This is a genomic window from Streptomyces sp. NPDC008092 (assembly GCF_042957285.1).
Classification (GTDB): domain Bacteria; phylum Actinomycetota; class Actinomycetes; order Streptomycetales; family Streptomycetaceae; genus Streptomyces.
The window spans coordinates 881693-902633 of the sequence record NZ_JBIBHY010000001.1; the positions used below are offsets into that span (position 1 = coordinate 881693).

A 20941-nucleotide genomic window follows, 5' to 3' on the forward strand; every position below is an offset into this window, starting at 1 on the left:
ACGGCCGTGGTCTACGGCGTCCTCAGCTTCGTGGCGGCCCTGCCGGGTCTGGTGGTCCTGGTCGTCCGCTGGTACGCGGGGCTGCGCTACTCCCGCCCGGCGGTGAGCAGTTCGAAAAGCACGCCGAAGGAATCCGCGAGGCTGGACAGGAGTTCCTTCCCCTTTTCCGCCGACCCCAGGGAAGGACGGCCGATGACGCCCGACTCGGTATAGGCGGACATTCCCAGGGTGAGGAGATGACGACGGTCGTCAGCGGTGAAATCAGCGGACTCGTAACCAGGGCGGACCAATTCGGGATGAGCGTGCAGCAGAATGGAGGTCTCGATTTCTCCGGCATGCATGTCGGTGAGCGCCGAGGTCTCCACCCCGGCCCGATCCAGGGCACCCTCCCAGTCCTCCACGGCCGGGTACAGCGCCAGCCGCTCGCCCCGCGCCGACGCCTCCTGCACGACGTTGCCCAGCACGTAGTTGCCGCCGTGGCCGTTGACCACGACCAGCGCCTCGACCCCCGAGCGGCGCAGCGAGCCGGCGATGTCGTTCACCACCGCGTGCAGCGTCACCGCGGAGATGCTGACGGTCCCCGGCCAGGCCGCGTGCTCGTGCGAGCAGGAGACCGTCACCGGAGGCAGGAGATGCACCGGGTACGCGGCGGCGATCTCCCGGGCGACGGCACAGGCGACGAGGGTGTCCGTCGCGAGCGGAAGGTAGGGGCCGTGCTGTTCGAAGCTCCCCACGGGAAGGACGGCGACCTGTGTTGAAACGCCCGCCCCCCTGGTCCGTACCTCTTCCGTAGTGTCCGCCGGCAACAAGCCGTAAGCCGCCGTACGCGCGCCCGAACCACTCATCTTTTCACGGCCTTTCGTCTCTGCTTAGGAATCAGATCATGACAGAAAACATCGGCGTACTCGGCAAGAAGTCCCCACGGCGTTCGGGCGTGGAACGCGTCGTGAATGCACCGCTGCCCACCGTGTACGGGAAATTCCAGGCGATCGGCTACCTGGACCACGACCGCGGCGACGAGCAAGTCGCGCTCGTCTACGGGGACATAGCCAGCGACCGGGTGCTGACCCGGCTGCACTCCGAGTGCCTGACCGGCGACGCGTTCGGCTCCCAGCACTGCGAGTGCGGCGACCAGCTGGCCGCCGCGCTGCGCGCGGTCGTCGCCGAAGGCAGCGGCATCGTCGTCTACCTGCGGGGGCACGAGGGCCGCGGCATCGGCCTGCTCGCCAAGCTGCGCGCGATGGCCCTGCAGGCGGAGGGCCTGGACACGGTCGAGGCCAACCTCGCGCTCGGCCTGCCCGTCGACGCCCGCGACTACGGCGTCGCCGCCGGCATCCTGAGCGACCTCGGCGTGCGTTCGGTACGCCTGATGTCCAACAACCCGCGCAAGCGCGAGTCCCTGGTACGGCACGGCATCGAGGTTGCCGAAACGGTCCCGCTGCTGATCGAGCCGTGCGAGAACAACATCACCTACCTGCGGACGAAGCGCGAGCGCCTCGACCACGTGCTGCCCCACCTGGACGCGGTGGCGCACTGGTCCTGAGGTACCGGGCGGCCTCCCGGGGAAGGATCGGGGGAGACCGACAGGAGGTACACGCGTGAATCTTCGGGCCCAGGTCGTGATCATCGGCGGCGGGGTGATGGGTACCAGCATCGCCTGCCATCTCGCGCGGGCGGGCGTCCGCGACGTCGTCCTCGTCGAACGTGACGAACTCGCCGCCGGATCCACCTCGAAGGCCGCGGGCGGGGTGCGCGCCCAGTTCTCCGACGAACTCAACATCCAGCTGGGCGCGCGCAGCCTGGAGGCCTTCGCCCGCTTCGGCGAGGAGATCGGGTACGACATCGGGCTGCACCGCGTCGGCTACCTGTTCCTCCTCTCCACCCCCGAGGAGGTCGCCTCCTTCGAGGCAGGGGTCCGGCTCCAGAACCACCTCGGCGTGCCCAGCCGGATGCTCACCCCGAAAGAGGCGGCCCGGCTCTCCCCGCTGATCGCCACCGACGGGCTGCTGGCCGCCGCGTACTCCCCGGACGACGGCCACTGCACCCCCGAGTCCGTCGTGCACGGCTACGCGGCCGCCGCCCGGGCCCATGGCGCCCGCGTGCTGCGCCACACCGAGGTCACCGGCATCGAACGGGACGGCGCGTACCTCACCGCCGTGCACACCACCCTCGGCCGGATCGCCACCGAAACGGTGATCTGCGCGGCCGGTGCCTGGTCGCGGGCGGTCGGCGCGATGGCCGGCGTCGACTTACCGGTCCAGCCCCTGCGCCGCCAGATCGCGGTGACGGAACCGGTGCCGGGGCTGCCGCCGACGCTCCCCATGACCATCGACTTCACCACCAGCCTGTACTTCCACGCCGAGGGCCCCGGTCTGCTGCTCGGCATGTCCGACCCCGACGAGCGGCCGGGCTTCGCCACCGACACCCACGACCGCTGGATCCCGCGGCTGTACGCGGCGATGGAACGCCGCGCCCCGGCCCTGCTCGACCTGCGCCGCACCGGCGGCTGGGCCGGTCTGTACGAGAACACCCCGGACCACAACGCCCTGATCGGCGAGGCGGCCTCGGTCTCCCGGTTCCTGTACGCCACCGGGTTCTCCGGCCACGGCTTCCTGCAGGCACCGGCCGTCGGCGAGGTGATCCGCGACCTGTACCTCGGCCGGGCACCCTTCCTGGACGTCCGCCCGCTCGACGCCGGCCGGTTCGCGGCCGACGCCCCGCGCCCGGAGGCCAACCTCGTGTGAGCGGCGCTCAGTCCTGGATCGTCTCGTGGACCAGCCGGCGCAGGTCCGGGAAGATCTTCAGCGTCTTCGGCCGGACCTGGGTGTGGAACTGCACGGTCAGGTCGTGGGTGGGGTCGACCCAGAACGCGGTGGTGGCCGCGCCGGTCCAGCCGTAGGCGCCGGGGCTGCTCGGGGAGAGGGTGCGGTCCGGGTCGATCACCACGGAGACGCCGAGACCGAAGCCGAGCCCGTCGTTGCCGGGTTCCTGGTGGACCGGGGCGCCGTAGGACCGCAGATCCGCCCCGCCGGGCAGGTGGTTGCTGGAGAGCAGCCCGACCGAGGCGGGGGACAGCAGCCGGACGCCGTCCAGTTCGCCGCCCCGGCGCAGCATCTCCATGAAACGGTGGTAGTCGTACGCCGTCGCCGCGAGGCCGCCGCTGCCGGACAGGAAGCGGGGGCGGCCGCGCAACGGCAGCCCGGGGATCGCCTCGATGCCGCCGCCCTCGGTCTCGCCGTACAACTCCGAGAGCCGGTCGGCCTGTTCGGGGACGATGTGCAGGCCTGCGTCCGGCATGCCCAGCGGTTGGAAGATCCGGTCCGCGAAGAACGCGTCGAGCCGCTGCCCGGAGACCACCTCGACGACGCGGCTGAGCACGTTGAAGCCGACGGAGTAGTTCCACTGGGTGCCCGGCTCGAACTGGAGCGGCATCCGGGCGTACACGGCCATCGCCTCCGCGAGGTCCGCGCCCGACGGCACCGAGAACTCCAGGCCCGCCTCGCGGTACCGGGCGTCCACCGGGTGCGTGTGGTAGAAGGCGAAGGTCAGCCCGGCGGTGTGGGTGAGCAGATGGCGGATCCGGATCGGCCCGTCGGCCGGCCGGGTCACCATGTCGTCCCCCGAACCCGAGACATGGACCCGCGGGGCGGCGAACTCCGGCAGGAAGCGGTCGACCGGGTCGTCCAGGGACAGCAGCCCGTCCTCCACCAGCAGCAGCACGGCGACCGCGGTGACCGGCTTGGTCATGGAGTAGATCCGCCAGATGGTGTCCGGCTCGACCGGCAGCCCGGCCGCGCGGTCGCGGAGGCCCTGCGTGGTGAGGTGGGCGACCCGGCCGCCGCGTGCCACGGCCACCAGGTAACCGGGCAGGCGCCCTTCGTCGACGTAGTGGGCGAAGTGCTGGTCGAGGCGGTCCAGCGCCTTCACGTCCAGCCCCACCTCACCGGGGTCGACTTCCTGTCGCAGCTGTGCCATCGCTCTCCTTGGGTCGTGTCGTCCGCGGTGCGGTCCGACCTCGGACCTCATCGTTGCGCAGGAAGAGGGGAACGGTCCCGCTCATCCACGTGTGGTGTGACGGACGCTATAGAAGAGGCGGCGGGCAGCGGACGTGCCGCCGCCACGCCGAGCACGGCCAGAAACGCCATCATGAGCAGCGGATTCACGGTCCCGGAGCCCAGCAGCGCACCCGCCACGGCCACCCCGAGCGCCGGACCGACGTTCAGCGCGGTCTGCTGCAGTCCGCCCGCCACCCCGGCCGCCCCGGCGTCGGCCCGGTGCACGACGACGTGGGTCGCCGCCACCAGCACCGTGCCGAACCCGGCGCCCAGCAGGCCGAACCCGCAGTACAGCGCGGGCGTTGCCGAGGGCAGGGCCAGCAGCAGGGCGCCGGGCGCGAGGAGTGCCGTCGCGGCCGCGGTGGTGCGGCGCGGGCCGAGGCGGCGCAGCAGGGCGGGGCAGCCGGCGGCGGACGCCACCATCAGCACCGCCAGCGGAAGGCTGCGCAGGGCGCTCGCGAACGGGTCGAGGCCCAGGGTGCGCTGGAGGACGTACACGGCGGTGAACAGCGTCCCGGACAGGGCCGCCGACGCGGCGACCAGCACGCCGAGGGCCGCACCCACCGCCGGGACGCCGACCGTTCCGGGCGGCAGCAGCGGACGCGCCGTGCGCCGCTCGTGCCGGACGAACACCACCCCGGCGACCACGGCCGCCCCGAGGCTCACCGGCGTACCGGTGACCAGGCCGTGCACCAGACCGGCCAGCGCGACCGCGAGCAGTCCCGCACCCGGCAGGTCCAGCGGGCCCCGGACCGGCCGCTCCCGCTCCCGCCCGGTCAGGGCGAACACCCCGAAGGCCGTGGTCGGCAGTACGTGCAGGAAGAACACCGCCCGCCAGCCGAGGCCCGTCACCAGCGCCCCGCCGAGCAGCGGTCCCGCCGCGGCGGCCAGCCCGACGGCCGCGGTGCGCACCGCGAGGGGCCTCGCGAGTCGGTCCGGCGGGTACGCGGCCCGCAGCATGCCGAGCGTGGCCGGTTGCAGCAGCGCCCCGAACACCCCCTGCGCCACCCGCAGTCCGATCACCCAGCCGATCCCGGGCGCGAGCCCGATGCCGGCCGAGGCGGCGCCGAAGCCCAGCATGCCGAGCCCGAACACGCGCCGCTGCCCGTAGCGGTCGCCGAGCCGCCCGGCGAACACCAGCAGGCTCGCCACCGCGATCAGGTAGGCGGTGCTGGTCCACTGCACCTGGGCGAAGGAGGCGTGCAACTCCCGTTGCAGGGTGGGCTGCGCGACGGTGAGGACGGTGCCGTCCAGCGCGACGACCACGGCGCCCACGACACTGCTCGCCAGGGCCGGCCGCCGGTTCACCTCCCGGCTCCCAGATGGGCGTCCAGCGCGGCATCCAGCAGCGGTCCGAAGTCGTCGGCGCCGGTGGCGAGCCGGAGGCTGCCCCAGGCCCACAGCTGGGCGATGCCGTGCAGGTTCGCCCACAGCGCCCCTGCCACGAGCCGCGCGTCCGCGTCGGGCCGGGCCCGGCCGACCAGGTCGGCGAGCAGCCCGAACAGCGGCAGGCTGGTCTCCCGCAGCCTCAGACGGCCGCTCTCCAGCAGGTCATGACGGAACATCAGCTCGTACATTCCCGCGTTGTCCCGCGCGAACTCCAGGTACGCCCGGGCCAGTGCGGCGACTTGCGCGCCCGGCGCGGCCGTGCCGTCGCCCAGCGCCTCCGTGCCGCGCGCGGCCAGCTCGGTGAAGCCCCGGCGTGCGATGGCCGAGAGCAGTTCGAGATGGGTGGGGAACCAGCGGCGCGGCGCCCCGTGCGAGACCCCCGCGCGCCGGGCGATCTCCCGCAGCGTCAGCGCCTGGGCGCCCTCGGCGGCCACCAGCGCCACGCCGACGTCGACCAGGCGGTCCCGCAGACTCGTGTCGGATTCAGGCATGGACACTGTCTACCAGGTGTGCGTAGACAGTGTCTACGCGGTCGGTCGGCGGGAATGCCGGAGGGGCGGGGCAGGGTTGCACCGGACATGACCCAGGACGCTCTTCTGAAGCTGCTCGCCGAAGGACACGACGGGGTGCTGGTCACCCTCAAGAGCGATGGCCGCCCCCAGCTGTCCAATGTCACCCACGCCTACTACCCCGACGAGCGGACCGTGCGGGTGTCGGTCACCGACGGCCGCGCCAAGACCCGCAACCTGCGCCGCGACCCCCGCGCCTCCTACCACGTCACCAGCCCCGACCGCTGGGCCTACACGGTCGCCGAGGGCACCGCCGAACTCTCGCCGGTCGCCGGGGACCCGTACGACGCGACCGTCGAGGAACTCGTCCGCCTCTACCGCGACGTCCGCGGCGAGCACCCCGACTGGGACGACTACCGCGCCGCGATGGTCCGCGACAGGCGGCTGGTGCTGCGGCTGCGGGTCGAGCGGGCGTACGGCGTTCCGCGTGCCTGACGGGAGGCGCGGCCCTGGGGGAAGGGGAAGCCGGGCCTAGGACCTGTGATCCAGGGCGATCGGCCGATGGCCGCGTGCGCGCCGGACACCTAGGCTGCCGAGGAGGAAACGGCAGCTCAGGAAGAGGTCACGATGCCCGTCAACGGCCGTAGTCACATCCGGATCGCCCGGCCCTCCCGGGACCTGGCGGCGGCCGAGCGCTTCTGGGTGCGGGGGCTCGGGCTGGGTGTGGTGTGGCGGGCCGAGGGCGGTCCCGAACCCGGCGAGCACGACCTGCTGATGGTCGGCTGGCCGGACGCCGGCTGGCATCTGGAGCTGGTGCACGAGCCCGCCCGGCCCGTGGCGCCCCGGCCCACCGAGGAGGACCTGCTGGTGGTCTACGTCGACGGGCCGGTGCCCGAGGAACTGGTGGCCCGGCTGGAGGAGCACGGCGGCAAGCGGGTGTCCGCGCCGAACCCGTACTGGAACCAGTGGGGGGTCACCGTCGAGGACCCGGACGGATACCGCCTGGTGCTCTGCGAGCGGGGCTGGTCCAACACGTAGCGGGTCGGACGCGTGGCGGGCGGGCGGCCGACGCGCGGCGGCGGGTGCTTGCCGCCCGGCCCGGCCCGGACTAGCCTCCGCGCGTGATCAATGGGGCACATGTGGTGATCCACACCCGCGACGCCGAGGCGGACCGGGCCTTCCTCCGGGACGTGCTGGGCTGGCCGCACGTCGACGCGGGACACGGCTGGCTGATCTTCCGGCTGCCGCCGGCCGAGGTGGCATGCCATCCGGCCGACGGCGAACCGTCGCACGAACTGATGCTGATGTGCGACGACCTGGACGCCACGGTCACCGAACTCACCACCAAGGGCGTGGAGTTCAGCCAACCCGTCCAGGTCGCGGCCTGGGGCCGGGTGACGGGCTTCCGGTTGCCGGGCGGAGGCGAGGTCGCCTTGTACGAGCCGCGTCACCCGCGCGCCTAGAACCGGCCCCCTCCCGCGCCCAGGTCTCCAGCCACTGCGTGAACTCGGCCGCCCTGTCCGGCCAGTTGAAGTGGGTGAGGGCCGCCTCACGACCCCGCTGGGCCGCGGTGTGGCGCAGGACGGCGTCGGCGCCCAGCCTGCGTATCGCCTCCGCCGCCGCACGCGGATCCTCGTAGGGGACGACGATTCCGCAGCCGTGCCGCTCCACCATGTCCGCGGCCAGCGGGGTGGGCGTGGTGATGACGGGGACGCCGTGCGCCATGTACTCGACGACCTTGGTGGGCCGGGAGTGGCGGTAGTTGGGCTGGTCGTGCAGGAGGGAGAGGCCGGCCAGGGCGCCCGGGAACAGGGCGAGGGCGCGGTCGTTGGGCAGGAAGCCGTGCCAGCGCAGGACGCCGTCCCGGTCGGCGGCCGTCAGCGCGTCCCGGACGTCGGGGTCGGCCGCGCCGGCCACCTCGATGCGCGGGCCGGGGCCGAGGTGCCGGGCGGTCTCTATCAGGTCCAGCGCGCCGCGCGCCCGGGACAGGTGGCCGACGTAGACGACCCGTTCGGTGCCCGGCGGTTCGGGTGCCTCGGCCGGGGCGGTGGTGAAGTTCGGCACCACGGGGTGGGTGCGGCGGAACCGCTCCTGGTAGGCGTCCTCGGCCAGCAGCAGCCGCAGATGGCGCTCCGCCAGCCGTTCCGCCGCGCGGACGCCGAGCCGCAGCGGTGGCCGCAGCGGCCCGGGCACCCAGCGTTTCATGGCGAGCGCGGCCGCGGTGTCCTCGTGGACGTCCCAGACGACCACCGGACCGGTTCCGGACCGCCGCCAGCGGCGCAGGGTGCCGGGCAGGGCCAGCAGCAGTTCCGGGTCGTGCAGCAGGATCACGTCCGCCTCGGGCCCGCGCCGGGCCAGCAGGGCCCGGGCCGCGCCGACGGCCGCGCGGCGGCTGCGGCCCGCGGCCCGCGGCAGGTCGATGCCTTCGAGGTCCGGGCACGGCCGTACCTCGCGGGCCGAGAACGGCGCCGCGTACACGACGTGGTGGCCGCGGTCCCGCAGCGCGGTGATCTGCCGGTGCAGGATGCGCGCGTCCTCGGGGTGGTGGACGACGGTGACGACGAGTATCCGCATCTGAGCGCCTTTCGGCTCCGCGGCCCGGAGCCCTTCGACTCCGGTCCGCGGAAGGGGAGTTGCTACGCAGGTCGGCTACAGCACCTCGACGCCGGGCCGGAAGATCCGCCCCCGGGTGTCGAAGAGCAGCCGGGCCTCGTCGCCGAGGGCCGGCAGGTCGTACGCGGAGTGGTCCTGGAGCAGGATCGTCAGGTCGTGCGAGCGCACGGCGGCCATGACGTCGGTGACGCGCGGCACGGCCTGCCCGTCCACGAACCAGGCCGGTACGAGCGGGTCGTGGAAGGCGATCTCGGCCTCCCGCTCCCGCAGCAGCCGGGCCACCGGCACCGCCGGCGCCTCCCGCTGGTCGGCGACGTCCGGCTTGTAGGTGACGCCGAGGAGCAGCACCCGGGAGCCGTGCAGCGCGCGGCCCTCGTGGTTGAGCAGGTCCTGGGCGCGCCGGACGACGTACTCCGGCATGTGCGCGTTGATCTCCCGGGCGAGTTCCACGAACCGGAACTCGTAGCCGATCGAACGCACCTTGTAGGAGAGGTAGTTGGGGTCGATCGGGATGCAGTGGCCGCCCACCCCGGCGCTCGGCCGGAAGGGCTGGAAACCGAACGGCTTGGTGCCCGCGCAGCGGATCGCGTCCCATACGTCGACGTGCAACTCGCGGCAGAGAATGGCCAGTTCGTTGACCAGCGCGATGTTGACGTGCCGGTAGGTGTTCTCCAGGAGCTTGGCCATCTCGGCCTCGCGGGTGCCCTTCGCCTGCACCACCGTGTCGACGAGCTTGCCGTAGAAGGCGGCGGCCTTCGCCGCGCACGCCGGGGTGCAGCCGCCGACCACCTTGGGTGTCTGGCGCAGCCCGTGGGTGGTGTTGCCGGGGTCGATGCGCTCCGGTGAGAAGGCCAGCGCGAAGTCCTCGCCGGCCCGCAGCCCGGACTCCTCCAGGAGCGGTCTGACGATCTCCTCGGTGGTGCCCGGATAGGTGGTCGACTCCAGGACGACCAGCCGTCCGCGGCGCAGCCGGCCCGCCACCGCCCGCGCGGCGGAGGTCACCGCGCTCAGATCGGGGCCGCCGTCCTCGCTGAGCGGGGTCGGCACGCAGATCACCACGGTCTGCGCCCGGGCCAGGCACTTGTCGTCGGTGTACGCGGTGAACCCGGCCGCCCGCATCCGCGCGACGTCCTCGTCGGAGACGTCGTCGACATGGGAGTGACCGGCGTTGAGGCCCTCCACGACCCGTGGGTCGAGGTCGAGCCCGGCCACTCTCAGTCCGACCAGCGACGCCTCCCGCGCGAGCGGGAGTCCGACGTAGCCGAGCCCGATGACGGCCAGTTCGTAACTGTCGGGCTGTTCCTCATCCCCGAGCGATGCGCTCGATTCCCCGAGCGGTACGGCCTTTTCGACCTGCATAGGGATTCACTCCGCCCTCGACGGCAGTAACGGCAGATGCCGTACGGATCCGAAGAGCCCGGACGGTGAGCGGTTCCGGGCGCGGGGTCTCAGACACATCCAAGAGCGCGATACGCCTCTCGGGTCGTGGCAGCGACCCTTTTCCAGGTGCGTTCACGCGCCACCAGCGCGCGGGCGGATGCTCCCCATTCATGCCGCCTTTTTCGACTGTAGAGCAATACTTCGAGAGCTTCTGCCCAAGCCTGCGGAGATTCAGGCTGGATTAGCCGCCCGTTCACTCCGTCTTTCACCAGCTCTCGCAGGGCTGTGACATCACTGGCCGCCACGGGGATACCGCTCGCCATCGCTTCGACCGGCTTGAGTGGGGTGACCAGATGGCAGACCCGTTCGTCGGTGCGCGGCACCGCGAAGACATCGAGAACCGCGTGGTAGGCGCGCACTTGGCGGTGCGGCACGCGGCCGGTGAACAGGGCCGCGCCGGCCCCGAGCCCGAGCCGTTCGGCGAGCGCCTGGAGCCTGCCGAGCTCCGGTCCGTCGCCGACGATCAGCAGCCGCAGCGGGACGCCCCGGCGGCGCAGCTCGGCACCCGCATGGAGCAATGTGCCGATTCCCTCGTGTGGAGTAAGGGTGCTCACGGTGCCCACCACGTAGTCGTCCGCCGCGATGCCGAGCCGGGCGCGCAGTTCCGCCCCGTCCGGAGGCGGCGCGAGGAAGGCGTCGTCCACCGCGTTGGGCACGATCAGGACCCGCTCCCCGGGCACCCCGCGGGCCACGATCTCGGCCTTCATCGCCGTGCCCAGCGTCAGCACCAGGTCGGCCCCGCGCATGCAGTACGTCTCCAGGGCACGCCGGGCCCGGTACGTCGGGTCGTCCGCACTGCGGCCGGGCGCCTGGGTCAGCCAGGTCTCCTCCAGGAACCCGCGCACCTCGTACACCACCGGCAGCCCGTAGGTCTCCCGCAGGGCCAGCGCCACCCGCCCGTTGCCGTGGTCGGTGGCCGCGTGCAGCACGGCCGGCCGCAGCCGCTCCACCAGGCGCCCGGCCAGCTCGGCGTTGCGGGCGAGGACCGCGCCCTGGCCGTAGGGCAGCCCGTACGGCAGCAGCCGGTGCTGCGGCACCCCGTTCACGATCTGCAGCGGGCGGGCGTCCAGGACGCCCTGCGCCACCGGGAACCCGATGCGGGTCACCACGTGCGGGTCGAGCCCGGCGGCCCGCTGGGCCTCCGCGAGGGCCTGGGTGCGCACGGTGTAGCCGGCGTGCCTGAACGGCAGCCCGTTGGTGACCAGGTGGAGCACCCGGCCGGGCTCGGGCCGCACCGCCCGCCCGGTGGGCGCCGGTACCCGGGCGGGGGACGGGCCGGCGGCGGGCCCGGCCGCACGGGCCCGGGCGGCGAGCCGTTTCTCGACGGGCTCCAGCCCGCTCCGCGCCCGCCCCGGCAGCAGCCGGACGCCGAGCAGCGCGGCCCGGGCGGGGTCGTGCCGCAACTCGCCCCAGGCGACGGATGCGGCCAAGCTGAGTGCACGGGGGATACGACGCGGCTGGTGCCGGGACGGACGTCGGGCCATGTCGCCAAGGTAGGCCGACAGAGCGGAGAACGTACGACATGAACGGCCGCGTACTCCATGTCGTAGGGACCAGGCCGAACTTCGTGAAGGCCGCGCCCGTCGTGGCCGCCCTGCGCGCGACCGGGCACGACCAGGTCCTGGTGCACACCGGTCAGCACTACGACGAACGGATGTCGCACATCTTCTTCCGGGAGCTGGGCCTGCCCGAGCCGGACACCGACCTCGGCGTCGGCTCCGGCAGCCACGCCCGGCAGACCGCCGACCTGCTGGTGGCCCTGGAGGGCGAGCTGCTCGCCCGCGCCCCGGCCCTGGTCGTCGTCTACGGCGACGTGAACTCCACCCTGGCCGCGGCCCTGGCCGCCGCCAAGCTCGGCATCCCGGTCGCCCATGTCGAGGCGGGCCTGCGCAGCTTCGACATGGCGATGCCGGAGGAGGTCAACCGGCGCCTGGTCGACCAGCTCGCCGAGCTGCTCTTCGTCACCAGCCCGGAAGCCGTCGGCCACCTCGCCCGCGAGGGCGCCGACCCGGCCCGGGTGCACTTCGTCGGCAACCCCATGATCGACACCCTGCTCACCCATCTGGACCATTTCGACCCGGCCGCCGCCCGCGCCGCCCACGCCCTGCCCGAGCGGTACGGCGTGGTCACCCTGCACCGCCCGGCCAACGTCGACGATCCCGAGGCCGCCGCGGCCGCCGCCCGCGCCCTCACCGAGGCCGCCGGCCACCTCGACCTGGCCGTCCCGCTGCACCCGCGCGGCCGGGAGGCCCTGCGCAGGGCCGGCCTCGCCGACGCGCCCGGCATCCACCTCCTCGAACCGCTCGGCTACGTCGAGTTCATGGGCCTGGTCCGCGGGGCCGCCGCCGTGATCACCGACTCCGGCGGCGTCCAGGAGGAGACCACCGTGCTCGGCGTGCCCTGCCTGACGCTGCGCACCACGACCGAACGCCCCGTCACCGTCACCCACGGCACCAACCGCCTGGTCCGGCACGGCGAACTGGTGCCCGCCCTGCGCAAGGTCCTCGACGGGCAGACGGCGGCCGACCCCGAGGGACCACCGCTGTGGGACGGCAAGGCCGGCCCCCGGATCGCCCGCGTGCTCACCGAGTGGCTGGAGCGCCACGACCCCCGAGTGGCTGGAGCGCCATGACCGACGCCACCCGCGCCTACCCCGAAGCCCCTCTCACCTACTGGGACACCCGGCACCGCGAACGCGACGACCTCGCCTCCGGCGGCCACATCGGCCTGGACCGGCCCGGCAACGAGATCTTCTACGCGATCCGGCTCGGCCAGCTCCTCACCCTGATCGGCGACCTGTCCAGCCCCGCCTCCCCGCTCTTCGTCCTCGACGCGGGCTGCGGCAAGGGGCACTTCGCCCGCTCGCTCGCCCGCTGCGGCCACCACGTCGACGCCTTCGACGCCAGCGAGGCGGCGGTCACCCACGCCCGGACCGAGGGCGGCGGCCCCCGCTACGCCGTCGCCGGCCTCGACGAGTGGCGCAGCCCCTGGCTCTACGACGTGGTGCTCTGCGTCGACGTCCTCTTCCACCTCCTGGACGACGCGCAGTGGGCGGCGAGCCTGCGCAACCTCGCCTCGCTCGTCCGGATCACCGGCCGGCTGATCGTCACCGACGAGAACACCGACGAACCCGTACCGCGCGGCGACTACATCCTGCACCGGCCGCTCGCCGCCTACCGCGAGGAGCTCGAACCCCTGGGCCTGAGCCACACCCTCTTCCGGCCCTACGGCTTCCGCGAGAACCGGGTCGGCTTCCATGTCTTCACAAGGACCCGCTGATGCGCCTGACCGATCTGCTCCACCCGCACCTGGACGACGTCACCTCGGTCGTGGACGCGACGAGCGGCGGCCTGCGTCTGGACCCCTATCTGCACCTGCCGCCAGGCGTCGGGCTGCGACGGCACGACGAACCCGTCGGCGAAGGGGAGCTGATGCTCCTCTGCTACGGCCCCGACCTCGCCCTGCACGGCGCCGAGGCGGACTGCCTGGCCGCGCTGGAACGGATGCGGCCCGGCGGCCGCGGCCTGATCGTCTTCGGCCACCCCGGCACCGACCTGCCCTACCACCGGCTCCTGGACGCCCTGGTGGCGCACCGCTGCCAGGTGCTGCACGCGGCCTCGCTCGGCTACACCCACCTGCACGCCGGCGCGGTGTTCGCCTGCACCGAGGAACTCCTCCCGCCGCACGACTGGTTCGGCCACCCGCTGCCGGCCGACGGCTTCGCCACCGCCCTCAGGATCGCCGACGAGTACGTCCTCGCCGACTTCGTCTCCCGCTCCCAGCGGGCCCGCCTGATCGACCTGGAGCGGGCCGCCGAGGAAAGCGCCCGCGCCCTGGAGACGGCCCGCGAGGACGGCCTCGCCGAACGGCTCGCCGCCGCCGTGCGGGACAAGGAGCAGCTCTCCTCCGCGCTGCGCCGGGCCCGCGAGCGGACCGGCGTGCTGGAGTCTCGGGTGGCCATGCTGGAGGGCTCCACCTCGCTGCGGGTCGGCAGGGCGCTGGTGTCGGCGGCCCGGTCGCCGAAGCGCCGCGCGGCCCGGCTGCCGGGGGAGCTGTACGGGCTGTGGCGCCGGCGGAAGGCCAAGGGCGGCCGCCCGGCCGGCTCCCAGGCCGGCGCCGCCGCCCCCGCACCGGAGCCGCACGCCGACGACCGCTTCCACCTCTCCCACCGCGCCCTGTCCGTGGCCCCCCGGGACCGGCTGGTGATCACCGGCGTGCTCACCGACGGCACCGCCCGGGACTTCGCGGCGGACGCCGTGGTCAGCCGGGTGCTGCCGCACGACGGGCGGCTGCTGGTCGAGCGCACCGACCCGGACGTCCTCCTGGTCCAGCTGAGCGCCTGTGCGGCCGAGACCGGGCCCTGGTCGCTCACCGGCACCGGACTCGCCCCCGACCTGGACCGGCTGCTGTCCGAACTGGTCTCCCAGGCAAGGGGTTCGGGCCGCACCGCGGTGCTGTGGCGGGACGGCCCGGCGTCGTCCGCACCGGGCCTGTCCCTGCTGCCCTGGGACGCCGTCCTCGACGGCGACACCGGGACGGCGCTCTGCCGCCTCGACCCGGTCACCGACGGCCGGGACCGGCTCCGGGACGTCTTCCTGCAGGACAGCACCCGGGTCCGGCTGGCCCGGCTCGCCGCCCTCACCGGCGGCCCCGACCCGCTCGCCGAACGCCGGATCGCCGTCCTCGCCGCGCCCCGGGACGCCACCGACGTGGCCCGGCTCGTCGCCCAGGCGCTCGGCCAGCTGCACCGGCCGGCCGAGGTGGTCGTCGCCGACCCGGCCGGCCTCGCCCTCGACGAACTCACCGCCGCCTCGGTCGCCGTGCACACCGGACCGCCCACCGCACCCTGGGTCGCCGACTGGACGGACCTGACCGAGGACCGCCCGGACACCCTCCTGCTCGACCTGCTCTGCGCCCAGGAGTTCTCGGGCGCCGACGCGGTGGGCCACACCCCCGCCGCCGACGACTACGCCTTCGTACCCGCCCTGCACCCGCTGCTCGTGCGCCGCTCGCTCCTGGACTCCGGCACCCCGCCGGACAGCTGGTCGCGCGCCGGGCACCGCCTGTTCGCCGTGCGTGGAAAGGAACCGTCATGACCCGCACCCTCAGGGCGCTCGTCTACGGCGACGTGGACCTCAACCTCATCGACGGCTCCGCCGTCTGGGCCCAGTCGACGGTCCAGGCACTGTCCCGCGCGGGCTGCCGCACCCGCCTCGTCCTCAAGGCCCCGGTCGAGACCGGCAGGCTCACCGACCCCCTCGCGGGCCTGCCCGGCGTCACCGTGATCCGCCCGTACGAGGAACACCTCGTCCCCGGCCAGGGCGCGCACCCCCTCTCGCCCTTCCAGGCCTCGCAGCTGCTCGCCCGGCTCGACGCGGAGGAGCCCTGCGACCTGCTGGTGCTGCGCGGCCGCCGGCTGGTCAAGCAGATCGTCGGCGACGGCGCCTTCGACGGCCGGATCTGGGCCTACCTCACCGACATCCCGCAGTCCCCGGCCGAGATGACCGAGGAGGCCCGCGCCGACCTCGCCCGCATCGCCACCGCCTCCCGGCAACTCCTCTGCCAGACCGAGGAGTTGCGCTGCTTCCTGGAGGCCTGGGTGCCGGAGGCCTGCGGCCGGTCCGTGCTCTGCCCGCCCGCGGTCCCCGAGCCCGGCTTCCCGGTGCCGGTCCGCAACGGCCTGCACGATCCCGTACGCCTCGTCTACACCGGCAAGTTCGCGCCCCGCTGGAACACCCTGCCCATGACCCGGCTGCCCGCGATGCTCGCCGAGCGCGGCGTCCGGACCGAACTGCACGCCGTCGGCGACAAGATCCACAAGGATGCGGCCCACCCCGGCTTCGACACCGCCATGGCCGAGGCGCTGCGCACCACCCCCGAGGTCGTCCACCACGGCGGCGTGCCGCGCGAGGAGGCCATGCGCCTGGCCGCCGACTGCGACCTCGGCCTCGGCTGGCGGGACGCCTCCCTCGACGCCAGCCTCGAACTCTCCACCAAGGTCCTGGAGTTCGGCTCCCTCGGCCTGCCCGTCGTGCTCAACCGCACCCCCGCCCACGAGGCCCTGCTCGGCGCCGACTACCCGCTGTTCGTACCGGGCACCGCCGGCCTCGCGGACGCGGCGGACGCCGTCGCTCTCGCCGTACACGACACGGCCGCCCGGCACCTCGCCGCCGACCGGTGCGCGGCGGCCGCCCGGGAGTACACCATGGAGGCCGCGGCGGCCCGCTGGCGCGGCCACCTCGACCGAGCCTTCCCGGCCGCGCCCGCCGCCGTCGCCGGCCGGGCCCGCCCGCTGCGGGTCGGCGTCGCCGGCCACGACCTGAAGTTCCTCACCCGCCTCCTCGACCACCTGCGCGCGCTGCCCGGCCTGGACGTCCGGATCGACGCCTGGCCCGCGCTCGCCCGGCACGACGCGGCCGGCAGCCGCGAACTCGCCGACTGGGCCGACGTGGTGGTCGTCGAGTGGTGCGGCCCGGCGGCCATCTGGTACAGCCGCCACAAGCGGCGCGGCAGCCGGCTGATCGTGCGCCTGCACCGCTTCGAACTCGACGCCGGATACCCGCGCCAGGTCGACATCGACAACGTCGACCGGGTGGTGTGCGTCAGCCCGTACTACGCCCGCGCCACCCGGGACCGCACCGGCTGGCCCGCCGCGAAGATCACCACGATCGGCAACTGGGTCGACGTCGACCAGCTCGACCGTCCCAAGGCGCCCGGTGCCCGCCACCGCCTCGGCATGATCGGCATCGCGCCCAGCCGCAAACGCCTCGACCTCGGCCTCGACGTCCTCGAAGCACTGCGCGCCCGCGACCGGCGCTGGCACCTCTCGGTCAAGTCCAAGCCGCCGTGGGAGTACTGGTGGATCTGGAACAAGCCCGAGGAGCGGGCCCACTACGAGGCGATCCTGCGCCGCATGCAGACCTCCCCGCTGCTCGAAGGCGCCGTCGTCTTCGACCGGTTCGGCCCCGACGTGCCCAACTGGCTGCGCCGCGTCGGCCATGTGCTCTCCACCAGCGACGACGAGAGCTTCCACCTCGCCCCGGCCGAGGGCATGGCCTCCGGCGCCGTACCCGCGCTGCTGCCGTGGCCGGGCGCGGACGAGATCTACGACCGGCGCTGGATCCACGACACCCCGCAGGCGATGGCCGACGCGATCGCCGCCCTCGCCGAACAGGAGGACTGGCAGTCCGCGGGGGCGGCGGCCCGCGCACAGGTGCGGGAGGGGTTCTCGCTGGAGCGGGTGGCGGAGGACTGGACGGAGCTGCTGGTGTCCGGGTGAGCCACCCGGGGCCCGAAGACCCGCGCTCGGCGGTTCCGCCGAGCGCGGGTCTTCGTCGTCCTTCCTCGCGGGCGACGCGCTGTCCGGGGGGACGTCAGGCCGCCGACTCCTGCCCGCCGGCCGGGTCGGGCAGCAGGCGGGCGCTGAGGCGGTCCGGGCTGGGCCAGCGGACGTCGTGGGCCCAGCCGAGCTTCTCGAAGATCCGGATCAGGCGGGCCGACGGGTCGAGCTGGCCCGGCAGCACCCCGTGGCGCGCGCCCGTGGGGTCGGCGTGGTGCGAGTTGTGCCAGCTCTCGCCGAAGGAGAGCAGGGCCAGCGGCCAGAAGTTGGTGGCCTTGTCCCGGGCGGCGAACGGGCGCTTCCCCGCGACGTGGCAGACCGAGTTCACCGACCAGGTGACGTGGTGCAGCAGGGCCATCCGCATCACGCCGGCCCAGAAGAACCCGGTCAGCGCACCGGCCCAGGAGCCGGTGACGAGCCCGCCGACCAGTGCGGGGGCCAGGAGGGAGACGACGGTCAGCGGTCCGAAGAGCCGGCCGACGATCCGCAGGTCACGGTCGGCGTCGATGTCGGGCGCGAACCTCGCCCGGTTGCTCAGCTCGCGCTTGAGCATCCAGCCGATGTGCGCGTGCAGCAGCCCCTTGAGCAGCGCACGGGTGTCGGTGCCGAAGCGCCAGGGCGAGTGCGGGTCGCCCTCGCGGTCGGCGAAGGCGTGGTGGCGGCGGTGGTTGGCCACCCACTGCACCGGCGAGCCCTCCACCCCCAGCGAACCCGCTACGGCCAGCGCGATGCGCAGACCTCGCTTCGCCTTGAACGAGCGGTGCGTGAAGAGGCGGTGGTAGCCGACCGTGAGGCCGAAGCCGGAGACGAGGTAGGCGACCACGGCCATGGTGACGTCCAGTGCCGACAGGCCCCGTCCCCACAGCAGCGGCACCGCGACGACCAGGCAGACCAGCGGGCCGACCACGAAGATCCACATCGCGACGCCCGCCGCGGCGTTCTGCGGGGCGTCCAGGAGCGGCCTGACTCCGGCCGCGGTGTCGGCGTCGCCTTCGGCGACGGTCAGTCCAGAACGGTCAGCTGTGCTCGGGCTCATCGGTTCCCCGCCGTTGCTCAAGGTGGTCGGACACGGTGCCGCCTACGGCACACGATCGCACCCAACGGCATCCCCGCAGGTCATCGTGCATGTCCAGGGTGTGAACGGCGTGGGACCAAATCTCCTTCAGGGGACGGCGGCAGTCCGCCCGGGCGCCGGCCCGGGCGGACGTGTGCCTGCTTCCCGGATCTGACAGCGGCTCAGGCCGTCACGGTCTCCGGCCGGGACGCCTCGCGGGGGGTACGGGACCCGAGGTCCTCCGTGGCCACCGTGTGGGTCGCGCGGGCGGACAGCGCGGCGATCACCGGCGGCACGCACAGCGCCGCCGTGAACAGGGCCACCGCCGACCAGTCGTCGCCGCCCGGACCCGCGATCTGCGCAGCGAAGGTCACCGCGAACCCGGCCACCGCGAACCCGATCTGGGTACCGATCGCCATGCCCGACAGCCGTACCCGGGTCGAGAACATCTCTCCGTAGAAGGACGGCCAGACACCGTTCGCCGCGCTGTAGACGACACCGAAGGCGACGATCCCGAGGAGCATGATCAGCGGGTAGGAGCCGGTGGAGATCGCCCACAGGTAGCCGAACATCGCCACCGCGCTGCCCACCGCGCCGATCAGGTACACCGGCCGCCGGCCGATCCGGTCCGACAGCGTCGCCCACGCCGGGATCGCGCCCAGCGCCACCAGGTTCGCCAGCGCGCCGACCCACAGCATCGACGTCTTGGACATCCCGACCGAGTCGCTCGTCGCGTACGCCAGCGCCCACACCGTGAAGATCGTGCTCACCGAGGCGATCAGCGCGCCCCCGATCACCCGCAGCACGTCCGCCCAGTGGTGCCGCAGCAGCGTCACCAGCGGCAGCCGTACGACACCCTCGCCCGCCGCCTGCTCGGCGAAGGCCGGGGTCTCCTGGAGTCTGCGCCGGATGAACCAGCCGGCCACGGCCACCGCGACACTCAGCCAGAACGGCACCCGCCAGCCCCACGACATCAGCTGGTCCTCGGGCAGCTGGGAGACCGCGATGAAGACCAGGGTGGCGATCAGCTGGCCGCCCTGGGTGCCGCTGAGCGTGAAGCTGGTGAAGAAGCCGCGCCGGTTCGGCGGCGCGTGCTCCAGGCTCATGGAGCTTGCGCTGGCCTGCTCACCGGCGGCCGAGATGCCCTGCAGCACCCGGCACAGCACCAGCAGCACCGGGGCGAGGCCGCCCACCTGGGCGCGGGTCGGCAGGCAGCCGATCAGGAACGTCGACAGGCCCATCAGCAGCAGCGTGAAGACCATGATCTTCTTGCGGCCGACCCGGTCCCCGAAGTGTCCGAGGAACAGCGCGCCGACCGGGCGGGCCGCGTACGCCACACCGAACGTGGCGAGCGAGAGCAGGGTCGCGGTGGCCGGGTCCGAGTCGTCGAAGAAGACCTTCGGGAAGACCAGCGCGGCCGCGCTGCCGTAGATGAAGAAGTCGTAGTACTCCAGGGCGCTGCCGATCCAGGCGGCCAGGGCGGCCTTCTTCGGCTGGCCACCGGGTGGTACGGCGGTGGCGGCGGACTGGGCGGGGACGGACACGGCGGTGCTCCTTCGGGGAACTCCAACGTAAGCGGAGTGAGCGGCGGGGGAGAAGGCCGGATCCCAGGGATGACGGGGTCGGCGGGCCAGGGGGCCGGGTGCTAATTAACCCACTGGATAGTTAGTCGCGATGGGTACGGATGTTGCGCTCGCGTTTCCCCGGTGTCAAGAGGTCGTGCCGGTGCCGTTCGGTGCCGTTCGGTCCCGTCGGGCGTCCGCCGCCCCGCGCGGTCAGCCGGCCGCGCGCTCCGCGGTGAGGTAGGCGATCACCATGTCGCCGAGCATGGCCCGGTAGTGCGCGCGCTGCGCCGGGTCCACCAGGTCGCGGCCGAAGAGGGCGCCGAAGGTCGCCCGGTTCGCCACCCGGAAGAAGCAGAACGAGCTGATCATCGCGTGCAGGTCGACGGCGTCGACGTCGGCCGTGAACAGGCCGGACTCCTGCCCGGCGGCCAGGATCCGGCGGATCACCTCAAGCGCGGGCGAGCCGATCCGGCCCAGCTTCTCGGAGGCCGCGATGTGCTCGGCGCCGTGGATGTTCTCGATGCTGACCAGGCGGATGAAGTCCGGGTGCTGCTCGTGGTGGTCGAAGGTCAGCTCGGCGAGCCTGCGGATCGCCGCCACCGGGTCCAGGTGCTCGACGTCCAGCTGCTGCTCGGCCTCCCGGATCACGCCGTACGCGCGCTCCAGGACCGCCGTGAACAGCTGCTCCTTGCCGCCGAAGTAGTAGTAGATCATCCGCTTCGTGGTGCGGGTGCGGGCCGCGATCTCGTCGACGCGGGCCCCGTCGTAGCCGGCCCGCGCGAACTCCCGGGTGGCCACGTCGAGGATCTCGGCCTGGGTGCGGGCGGCGTCACGGAGCCGCCCGTTGGTCTGTGCCGGTTCGTCGACGCTGGTCATCGGGTTCCTTCGGATTCCTGTCGGGTTCCTTCGCGGGGGAGGCCGGTGCGGAGATTGTAGAAGCCCGGGCCGGAGGCGTTGCGGGCGAGGTCTTCCCCTGC

The 20941-nt window shown here is 73.4% G+C and carries 19 protein-coding genes; 9 read left to right on the forward strand and 10 right to left on the reverse strand.

What is annotated here, in order from left to right; genetic code table 11:
- Positions 1-86: 86 nt before the first annotated feature.
- Positions 87-845 (reverse strand): creatininase family protein, encoded by a 759-nt coding sequence (locus ACFZB3_RS03595; protein ID WP_391368968.1) that lies wholly within the window; start codon positions 843-845, stop codon positions 87-89.
- A gap of 38 nt (positions 846-883) precedes the next feature.
- On the opposite strand from ACFZB3_RS03595, the gene ribA reads away from it, so the two are divergent.
- Entirely contained in the window at positions 884-1543 is a 660-nt protein-coding gene (ribA, locus tag ACFZB3_RS03600) for a GTP cyclohydrolase II (RefSeq protein ID WP_391368971.1), read from the forward strand.
- A 55-nt stretch (positions 1544-1598) separates the two neighbouring features.
- Positions 1599-2744 carry an FAD-dependent oxidoreductase gene (locus ACFZB3_RS03605; protein ID WP_391368974.1) on the forward strand — a complete coding sequence of 382 codons (1146 nt, stop codon included), beginning with the start codon at positions 1599-1601 and terminating at the stop codon, positions 2742-2744.
- Positions 2745-2751: 7 nt separating this feature from the next.
- Here ACFZB3_RS03605 and ACFZB3_RS03610 read toward each other — a convergent pair whose 3' ends face one another.
- From ACFZB3_RS03610 to ACFZB3_RS03620, 3 genes are read right to left on the reverse strand one after another with little or no spacing between them, the layout of a single operon-like run.
- The gene (locus ACFZB3_RS03610; RefSeq protein ID WP_391368977.1) at positions 2752-3975 is read right to left on the reverse strand and encodes a serine hydrolase; all 1224 of its coding nucleotides are present in this window, start codon (positions 3973-3975) and stop codon (positions 2752-2754) included.
- Positions 3976-4022: 47 nt separating this feature from the next.
- Positions 4023-5363: an MFS transporter gene (locus ACFZB3_RS03615; RefSeq protein ID WP_391368980.1), complete on the reverse strand. Its 1341-nt coding sequence runs from the start codon at positions 5361-5363 to the stop codon at positions 4023-4025.
- Positions 5360-5935, reverse strand: a complete 576-nt coding sequence (locus ACFZB3_RS03620) for a WHG domain-containing protein (RefSeq protein ID WP_391368983.1) — start codon at positions 5933-5935, stop codon at positions 5360-5362. The genes ACFZB3_RS03615 and ACFZB3_RS03620 overlap by 4 nt, the downstream gene beginning before the upstream one ends.
- Positions 5936-6022: 87 nt before the next feature.
- Here ACFZB3_RS03620 and ACFZB3_RS03625 point away from each other — a divergent pair, with 87 nt between their 5' ends.
- The 3 genes from ACFZB3_RS03625 (at position 6023) to ACFZB3_RS03635 (ending at position 7416) form a co-directional block, all read left to right on the forward strand.
- Entirely contained in the window at positions 6023-6448 is a 426-nt protein-coding gene (locus ACFZB3_RS03625; RefSeq protein ID WP_391368986.1) for a TIGR03618 family F420-dependent PPOX class oxidoreductase, read from the forward strand.
- 132 nt (positions 6449-6580) lie between these two features.
- Positions 6581-6991 carry a VOC family protein gene (locus tag ACFZB3_RS03630; protein WP_391368989.1) on the forward strand — a complete coding sequence of 137 codons (411 nt, stop codon included), beginning with the start codon at positions 6581-6583 and terminating at the stop codon, positions 6989-6991.
- A gap of 83 nt (positions 6992-7074) precedes the next feature.
- Positions 7075-7416 (forward strand): VOC family protein, encoded by a 342-nt coding sequence (locus ACFZB3_RS03635; RefSeq protein ID WP_391368992.1) that lies wholly within the window; start codon positions 7075-7077, stop codon positions 7414-7416.
- Here the strand turns inward: ACFZB3_RS03635 and ACFZB3_RS03640 are convergent.
- The 3 genes from ACFZB3_RS03640 to ACFZB3_RS03650 all read right to left on the reverse strand — a co-directional run bounded on the left by ACFZB3_RS03640 (position 7313) and on the right by ACFZB3_RS03650 (position 11490).
- Positions 7313-8527, reverse strand: coding sequence for a glycosyltransferase (locus ACFZB3_RS03640; protein ID WP_391368995.1), 1215 nt, complete (start codon positions 8525-8527; stop codon positions 7313-7315). The two genes, ACFZB3_RS03635 and ACFZB3_RS03640, sit on opposite strands and share 104 nt — an antisense overlap.
- A gap of 75 nt (positions 8528-8602) precedes the next feature.
- The gene (locus ACFZB3_RS03645; RefSeq protein WP_391368998.1) at positions 8603-9925 is read right to left on the reverse strand and encodes a nucleotide sugar dehydrogenase; all 1323 of its coding nucleotides are present in this window, start codon (positions 9923-9925) and stop codon (positions 8603-8605) included.
- Positions 9926-10014: 89 nt separating this feature from the next.
- On the reverse strand, positions 10015-11490 hold the full coding sequence (locus ACFZB3_RS03650; protein WP_391369001.1) for a glycosyltransferase: 1476 nt from the start codon (positions 11488-11490) through the stop codon (positions 10015-10017).
- Between the two features lie 38 nt (positions 11491-11528).
- On the opposite strand from ACFZB3_RS03650, the gene wecB reads away from it, so the two are divergent.
- The 4 genes from wecB to ACFZB3_RS03670 are packed head-to-tail and all read left to right on the forward strand — an operon-like array spanning position 11529 to position 17285.
- Complete coding sequence (gene wecB / locus ACFZB3_RS03655) at positions 11529-12638, forward strand: non-hydrolyzing UDP-N-acetylglucosamine 2-epimerase (protein WP_391369004.1); 1110 nt, start codon at positions 11529-11531, stop codon at positions 12636-12638.
- Positions 12635-13285: a methyltransferase domain-containing protein gene (locus tag ACFZB3_RS03660; protein WP_391369007.1), complete on the forward strand. Its 651-nt coding sequence runs from the start codon at positions 12635-12637 to the stop codon at positions 13283-13285. The genes wecB and ACFZB3_RS03660 overlap by 4 nt, the downstream gene beginning before the upstream one ends.
- The gene (locus ACFZB3_RS03665; protein WP_391369010.1) at positions 13285-15102 is read left to right on the forward strand and encodes a hypothetical protein; all 1818 of its coding nucleotides are present in this window, start codon (positions 13285-13287) and stop codon (positions 15100-15102) included. The genes ACFZB3_RS03660 and ACFZB3_RS03665 overlap by 1 nt, the downstream gene beginning before the upstream one ends.
- Complete coding sequence (locus ACFZB3_RS03670) at positions 15099-17285, forward strand: glycosyltransferase family 1 protein (protein WP_391369013.1); 2187 nt, start codon at positions 15099-15101, stop codon at positions 17283-17285. The genes ACFZB3_RS03665 and ACFZB3_RS03670 overlap by 4 nt, the downstream gene beginning before the upstream one ends.
- Before the next feature lie 94 nt (positions 17286-17379).
- On the opposite strand, the gene ACFZB3_RS03675 is transcribed toward ACFZB3_RS03670, so the two are convergent.
- From ACFZB3_RS03675 to ACFZB3_RS03685, 3 genes are all read right to left on the reverse strand, one after another.
- Positions 17380-18381 (reverse strand): fatty acid desaturase, encoded by a 1002-nt coding sequence (locus tag ACFZB3_RS03675; RefSeq protein WP_391369016.1) that lies wholly within the window; start codon positions 18379-18381, stop codon positions 17380-17382.
- 200 nt (positions 18382-18581) lie between these two features.
- A complete protein-coding gene (locus ACFZB3_RS03680; RefSeq protein WP_391369019.1) occupies positions 18582-19943 on the reverse strand; it encodes an MFS transporter in 1362 nt (453 codons plus the stop codon).
- A 231-nt stretch (positions 19944-20174) separates the two neighbouring features.
- Complete coding sequence (locus ACFZB3_RS03685; RefSeq protein WP_391369022.1) at positions 20175-20840, reverse strand: TetR family transcriptional regulator; 666 nt, start codon at positions 20838-20840, stop codon at positions 20175-20177.
- Positions 20841-20941: the final 101 nt, after the last annotated feature.